Annotated in this window: 8 protein-coding genes; all 8 read right to left on the bottom strand. The window is 50.5% G+C overall.

Annotation, left to right across the window (positions count from 1 at the left end; genetic code table 11):
• Positions 1–63 precede the first annotated feature (63 nt).
• Complete coding sequence (locus ATO7_RS16570; RefSeq protein ID WP_083563535.1) at positions 64–372, bottom strand: type II toxin-antitoxin system RelE/ParE family toxin; 309 nt, start codon at positions 370–372, stop codon at positions 64–66.
• The gene (locus ATO7_RS16565; protein ID WP_083563534.1) at positions 360–617 is read right to left on the bottom strand and encodes a type II toxin-antitoxin system Phd/YefM family antitoxin; all 258 of its coding nucleotides are present in this window, start codon (positions 615–617) and stop codon (positions 360–362) included. Before ATO7_RS16565 ends, ATO7_RS16570 begins: the two co-directional genes overlap by 13 nt.
• Positions 618–799: 182 nt before the next feature.
• Positions 800–1,705, bottom strand: coding sequence for a hypothetical protein (locus tag ATO7_RS16560; protein WP_083563533.1), 906 nt, complete (start codon positions 1,703–1,705; stop codon positions 800–802).
• A 209-nt stretch (positions 1,706–1,914) separates the two neighbouring features.
• A complete protein-coding gene (locus tag ATO7_RS16555) occupies positions 1,915–2,478 on the bottom strand; it encodes a hypothetical protein (protein WP_146680420.1) in 564 nt (187 codons plus the stop codon).
• Between the two features lie 22 nt (positions 2,479–2,500).
• Complete coding sequence (locus ATO7_RS16550) at positions 2,501–3,100, bottom strand: hypothetical protein (RefSeq protein ID WP_146680419.1); 600 nt, start codon at positions 3,098–3,100, stop codon at positions 2,501–2,503.
• A 161-nt stretch (positions 3,101–3,261) separates the two neighbouring features.
• Positions 3,262–3,789, bottom strand: a complete 528-nt coding sequence (locus tag ATO7_RS16860) for a hypothetical protein (RefSeq protein ID WP_146680418.1) — start codon at positions 3,787–3,789, stop codon at positions 3,262–3,264.
• Positions 3,790–3,894: 105 nt separating this feature from the next.
• A complete protein-coding gene (locus ATO7_RS16540) occupies positions 3,895–4,683 on the bottom strand; it encodes a hypothetical protein (protein ID WP_083563529.1) in 789 nt (262 codons plus the stop codon).
• A gap of 770 nt (positions 4,684–5,453) precedes the next feature.
• Positions 5,454–5,825, bottom strand: coding sequence for a hypothetical protein (locus ATO7_RS16855; protein ID WP_146680417.1), 372 nt, complete (start codon positions 5,823–5,825; stop codon positions 5,454–5,456).
• Positions 5,826–6,107: the final 282 nt, after the last annotated feature.

Raw genomic sequence — 6,107 nt, 5'->3', positions numbered from 1 at the left:
GCGGCAGCAAAAGTGGGTGGCGGGTCAAACGTCACCTGCAGCGATTTGTTAGCTTTCAGCGCCTCAGTCTCGCAACAGCTTACTGCGACGGAGCTTCTGCTCGCTTCGCATGACGTGCAAGATGAATACGCGGCCTTGTTCTTTGTCATGACGATAGATGATGCGACAAGGCGGCTCAATGATCTGGCGGTACCGCCAGCCACGAAACTCCTGTGGCTTTGAGCCACTATCTGGATGAGTTTCGAGCTGATTCACGTGCTCGAAGATGCGCCGGACAAGCTGTTGCGCGGCGTTGAGATTTTCCAGGGCGATGTAGTCCGCAATAGCATCTAAATCGGCCAGTGCGGGATCAGACCAAACTACTTCAGCCATCGGGCCATCTTGGCCTTGGCTTGTTCATTAGAAATAGTACGCCCCTCGTCTACGGCGCGTTCGCCACGTGCAATGCCTTCGAGGAGCTTCATCTTGGCCTGAAGCTTTTCGTAGCTATCTACATCAACAAGGTAAGCGGAAGGCAAACCATGCTGCGTGATCAGGATTGGCTCTTTGTCCTTGGCCAATTCTGACAGCAGATCTGTCGCCTTTCGTTTGAGGGTTGTGACGAGTTCGGTGCGCATGATGTGATACTAAAGTGGCACTGCGATCAATGCAAGCACCCTGAAAGCTAACGCCTGAGCTCAGGTGCGTTTGAGGCGACGCCTGCTTTTGCGACAGCAAAAGTAGGTGGCGGGTCAAACGTCAGCTGCAGCGATTTGTTGGGCGGCAACGGGAGAATGCTTTGCTCGTGTGGTGCTGGCACCTACAAATCTTCTGAAATCCTTTGGTACTCACGCTGGAACTGTGTCGCAAAATTCGGCTGCTCCTCACAACCAATGTTGAACACATCGCCAGCACTACCAAGGAGGCACCCGAAAAATTTGTAGCGCGATTCGTTCGTGTAGTCAGTGATGTAAACCTCGTAGGCTGCCTGGCCGTCACTGGTAGTGCTGTTTCCAGTCACGCCTAGATAAAACTCTCGCCTCTGAACTGACAATGGTGTACCGGAACAATCGCTAGACGAGTACTCCGTATCAACCTCAACAACATCCGCGTTTTCCACAGTCCACGCGCTTTCCAAAGAGCCTGATTGGGTTGATATGCAATTAGTTTCCCAGTTGCCTTCCAGGGCGTTCAACAATTCCCGGTCGACATCAACGCAAACTTGATCTCTGTTAGAAACGTTCCCGGCAGTATCCCGTCCGCTAATTTCCAGACAAAAAGTACCTGTTCCAATATCAGTGTCTGTTAGGACGACAAGCTCAACTGTTTCGACCGCTTTTCTCGAGTTCTTCTCTGCGCCGAGAGTAATGAACTCACTGGCCCCTACCACCTGAACGAAAAGCTCACTCAATGGTGAGTTCGAGTCGAAATCTAGGAAAAGCTCGAATGTGTTTCCAGAAAAAATGCTGACATTCGATTTGCGCACATCTAGGCTAGTGCCCATGCCTTGGCTTGGCTCAGGCGGCGAACCCTGACTAGCATCTTGCCCCGCCAAATTCTCAACATAGTAGTCAAGCAGTTGAGAAACTGCTTCGGGCTGCTGGCCAGGATCAATAGGGGATTCGAACTCAGCCCCACTGTCTGATTCACTCCCACCACAGGCGCTCAAGAATGCTAGCCCTACGCCCATAGTGCCTACCAACAATCGATATCCCAACTTCTTCATTGTTTCCCCTGCACAGTCAACGCATTAATTCCCATCATAGCTGCCTTAAGAATTGTGTACCGCTACTGTCGAAGCTTGCAATGCGTGTTTTTGCCGCCCAACGCCTGAGCTCAGGTGCGTTTGAGACGACGCCCGATTTTGCGGCAGCAAAAGTGGGTGGCGGGTCAAACGTCACCTGCAGCGAGTTGTTAGGCGACACCGCACCTGACCTAAAAGACCTCTTCGTCTGACGCAAATTCTTTGGGCCGTTTGGCATCTTTCACGGCTTTCATTTCAGAAACCAAGTCGTTCATAAACCACTTGCCATTCATATCTTGAAAGTCGGCCATTTGGACTTTCATCAAGTAAAACACGCCTCCCTTGTGCTCCGTGTATGCAGCATTTCCGTCGGGCAAAGCTAGCTTCTCTGGGAAAGTTCGAATTGTGTACATGGGATTTTGCTCACCAAACTCCTGCCCGATCACTGTGAAGTCGACGCCGCCTAGCAGAAATTTGGTTTTCTTTCTGAAGCAAAGCTCTACTTTTTCGAAGGTGGACTCTTTGAACAACTCAGCAGTCTGTAAAAGTATTCGGAAGACGTCCATTGGACTGCCTTCACCAGATAGGTTGTTGACGCAATACCTCAAGTTCTTACCTGACTTGAACAAATCAAAATCCACGTTAGCGTTTCGAGGATCGTTCGCTACAACGGACTTCTCTTCCTGCTTGAGTTGTCCACCACATGCAACAAAGGACATACAGCTCAATGCTATCGCCAGCAGCCTTTTTATCATCCCCATCTCCTAAACCGTTCCGTTAGAAAGCATCTGCGTCAGACTCAAGGTCACCCCGTTCGATTTCCTTTTTCGCCACCGCAAAACTTGGACTTTCGTAAGCAATCGTCAGGAACCCCTGACCACGACGCTTGCCCTTCAACTGAACTGAAATCACCCCACCAGCGTAGTCAAAAATCGATAGATACGCGCCACAGCCTGAATAATCCAAACATTGATAAAACTCATCTGAGTCATCGTAGAGTTTGCCGCCCACTCTCTCATAATGCTTTGATGGCGAACCATACTTTTTAGTAAGCAGGTCCTTAACTTGGTTATAGGTTTCCTTGCCCGCCGATCCGTAAATGTCATCTGTAAAGTCCATAGATACAGCAGCGGCTTTTACGAGTCTCCCTTGGTAAGTCACCGCAACATAGTTTTCGGCTTTCGACCACGCCTTTGGCGCGGATACGGATGAAAAAACTTTTAGCCCTCCGGAGTCGCTTACCTGATTAAAGCCAAGCTTCTGCAAACCGGACTCGGACATCCCCCATGCGAGTCCGAATGGTTCAGGAAACACATCAGCGGCTTGTGACGCGAATATGGACAGTGCAAGCAATGCTCCAACGAATAATTTCCCCACAACCCCTCTCCCTTGAATTTATTTGTAACTCTAGCGGGCTTTCATGGTACCCGTTGTGCTCTAGTGACGCCTAACGCCCACGTTGAGGTGCGTTTGAGGCGACGCCTGCCTTTGCGGCAGCAAAGGTCAGCGACGGGTCAAACGTCACCTCCAACGTGTTGTTATGTTTGGGGCTTAAGCGCACACAGTGCCGTCCATAAACTGTCTGATAAATCATGTTGATAAACCCACGTATTGTCTGCAACTTTCCAGGCCAACCCTGCAGGACCGATACCAGCATAGGCGACTTGATAATCCGTTTTTTCATTCCTTTTGCTAGCTTCAAGCTTAGCCAACGGAATACGTACGCGCGATAAATCCGACTTTGCTCTATCAATAGCCGTTCGGGATTCTGTGATGGCGAGTTCTGGATTCTCCCTAAGCCTCTGAGAAATCATTCGAACAAGTTCATATGCCCCTAAGACCCATAAATGTGCCTTGATCTGGGCTCTTTCCAGCTTCAAAATGCCGTCATCATCTTCCAACGGCTTACCATCCTGACTGAACAGATCAGGTATGCGGATATCCCGCAATTCTGCATCCACGATACCGAGCATTTGTATATGATGAGGCAATCCCTTATCCCGATCGGTGTCCCTAACCCAGCGGAACGACACGCGGACCCAGTCTTCATAGCGCTCCTGATTCATCGGGCTAGAAAAACATAACGCCTGAGCTCAGCTGCGTTTGATTCGACGGGAGGGCTTGGCGTAGCCAAACCGAGCGGCGAGTCAAACGTCAGCTGCAGCGATTTGTTAGAGCGCATCTGCCACCTTCCATCCCCGGCTGGTCAGCGTGAACATTTCGCCCTTGGCCCCGACTTCTTTGACGAGCTCCAGGGTAATCAGGTTACCCAAAGCCTCCTCATACTTGGCGAAATCACGCGCACTATCTTGGCCAAAGGAATGACCACCTGCTTGAATCGTTCTCGCACCTATAGATTTTGGCTTAATAATAGAGCCATTCTTTTGCGAAGCAGCAGCACTCAAAATTTCAGCCTCTTCTTGAGACAACTGAGTTAAAGAGGGAGTGCCGAAGTTGCCTTGTTGTTTGAGCTGTTCAGAAAGCAAATCGCGTTCGCGCCTCATCGCATCTAGCTGTGCAGCCAACCTTTCTTTCGCTTCAGAGTCTTCGATCCCCGCTACTGCCTCATCTCTCTTGGCTCTTTCAATAAGTTCTTCTTCTTTTACGGCCAAGACCTTTGATCGAGATTTCTCAAGTTTGGCTTGATGCAGGGTCTTTTTGTGTTCAGCTTCAAGATCAAGAATGTCCATGAGCTCCAAAGGCTTTCGTGACACCCAGCCGAACACCAACCTAACCCAATGAGTTGACGCTGCCACCAGTGCACCCACGAGCAACGGGTAAATCACCAGAGTCCATATGCATGTTTCGGAATCAAAGGCCGCTAGCCTCTGTTGAGGAGAATCTTCCAGGGTAAGAAGTAGAAATATTCCGCGCCAGTTAAATGCAAAAAACGCGAGGACTGAATATCCAAAATACGGCGATCTAAACCGGCTGCTAATGGCGTCCACGATGTCTTTCATACGGCTAATCTACCCCCAATCTTTCAATGCGCTCTAACGCCTGAGCTCAGGTGCGTTTGAGGCGGCGCCTGCTTTTGCGGCAGCAAAAGTAGGTGGCGGGTCAAACGTCACCTGCAGCGATTTGTTAGCCCCGTGTTTCAGAAGAAATTCTCTGGCCAAAGAAAATCTGGCAGATGTTGACGGATCAAGTCAGATGCCCAGTTGTATCCTCGGGCCTCCAATTCACGCAAAAAGTATGGCCACGGCGGAATATTGCTGCGGTAGACATTGCTCGACGATGTGGACATGCCCCCACCTTGTGACGTTGAAAGGCCGCCGTACTGGGAAGTTGATAGACCACCGTATTGCGATGTGGAAAGGCCACCGTATTGGGACGTTGATAACCCACCATACTGTGAGGTTGACAGTCCACCGTACTGGGATGTGGACATGCCGCCATATTGAGAAGTTGACAGCCCGCCGTACTGCGACGTTGATGCGCCTCCGTATTGAGACGTAGACATACCACCGTACTGCGATGTCGAGAGCCCGCCACCCTGACTAGTGCTGAGATTTCGTGGCCAAGTTCTGAGGTTTGGTATTTCGGGTCTTCCCATGTTCATGTCTCCGTCGTATGCGCACCCACTGAAATGGGTTTAAGAATTGTAGCGTGCAGATTTGGCAGCAAAGGGGCTAACGCCCACGTTGAGGTGCGTTTGAGGCGGCGCCTGCCTTTGCTGCAGCAAAGGTCAGCGACGGGTCAAACGTCACCTCCAACGTGCTGTTAGATTTCACTTGCTCCGCTCCGCGATATAAGCCAAAGGTGTGTGGAGAACAATCCCTTCATCGCCTGGTGCCTCAGGATACCTCTGTGGCGGAATATTGCTAAAGCCAAGTGGTAAATCCACTGGCGCGGCACCATTCCCCACTATGAAATCGCAAAGATTCGTGTGGGGAATAGTGAAGCCAGGATGCGCATTCCACGTAACCATGAATGCCAACGGCGTGAATTTTAGAATCGAAATCACAAGGGGCGGAGTCCCCCATCGCACCATGTAGCCGCAACCTCTAACGGACACTTGATCCCAATATGGATAAAGCCAAAAGTAGATTCCTAGCTCTTCCGGGAAATGCGACTCAGGGTCTAGAACCAGTTCAGCCATAGCATCTCCCATCTTCCCGCGGGGAAATTGCTCAACCCCGATTGCCAAGATGTGCGCTAGAACGGCTCTCGCCAAAACACCCGGCCTTACTCGGAAAGAACCGACATTCGGAAGATTAACTAAGCTATGCAGATATGCTGACACCGCATTCGAAAAAAGCACCAGCTCTGGGTCATACAACGTGCCGATTACATCTCTGTTGCACTGCTGGCATAGGCTTCGAAATTTGACTGTGCGCCGTCAGCAACTGTGTAACACCTGAGGGGTTTCGCTAAAGGAGGA

Origin of the sequence: Oceanococcus atlanticus, from assembly GCF_002088235.1 — a bacterium.
GTDB lineage: Bacteria > Pseudomonadota > Gammaproteobacteria > Nevskiales > Oceanococcaceae > Oceanococcus > Oceanococcus atlanticus.
This window is presented reverse-complemented; position numbering and strand designations above follow the sequence as displayed.

Coding starts and splice junctions, on each gene's coding strand:
- ATO7_RS16565 (WP_083563534.1), bottom strand. CDS start 617: ATGCGCACCGAACTCGTCACAACCCTCAAACGAAAGGCGACAGATCTG.
- ATO7_RS16855 (WP_146680417.1), bottom strand. CDS start 5,825: ATGGCTGAACTGGTTCTAGACCCTGAGTCGCATTTCCCGGAAGAGCTA.
- ATO7_RS16555 (WP_146680420.1), bottom strand. CDS start 2,478: ATGATAAAAAGGCTGCTGGCGATAGCATTGAGCTGTATGTCCTTTGTT.
- ATO7_RS16570 (WP_083563535.1), bottom strand. CDS start 372: ATGGCTGAAGTAGTTTGGTCTGATCCCGCACTGGCCGATTTAGATGCT.
- ATO7_RS16540 (WP_083563529.1), bottom strand. CDS start 4,683: ATGAAAGACATCGTGGACGCCATTAGCAGCCGGTTTAGATCGCCGTAT.
- ATO7_RS16560 (WP_083563533.1), bottom strand. CDS start 1,705: ATGAAGAAGTTGGGATATCGATTGTTGGTAGGCACTATGGGCGTAGGG.
- ATO7_RS16860 (WP_146680418.1), bottom strand. CDS start 3,789: ATGAATCAGGAGCGCTATGAAGACTGGGTCCGCGTGTCGTTCCGCTGG.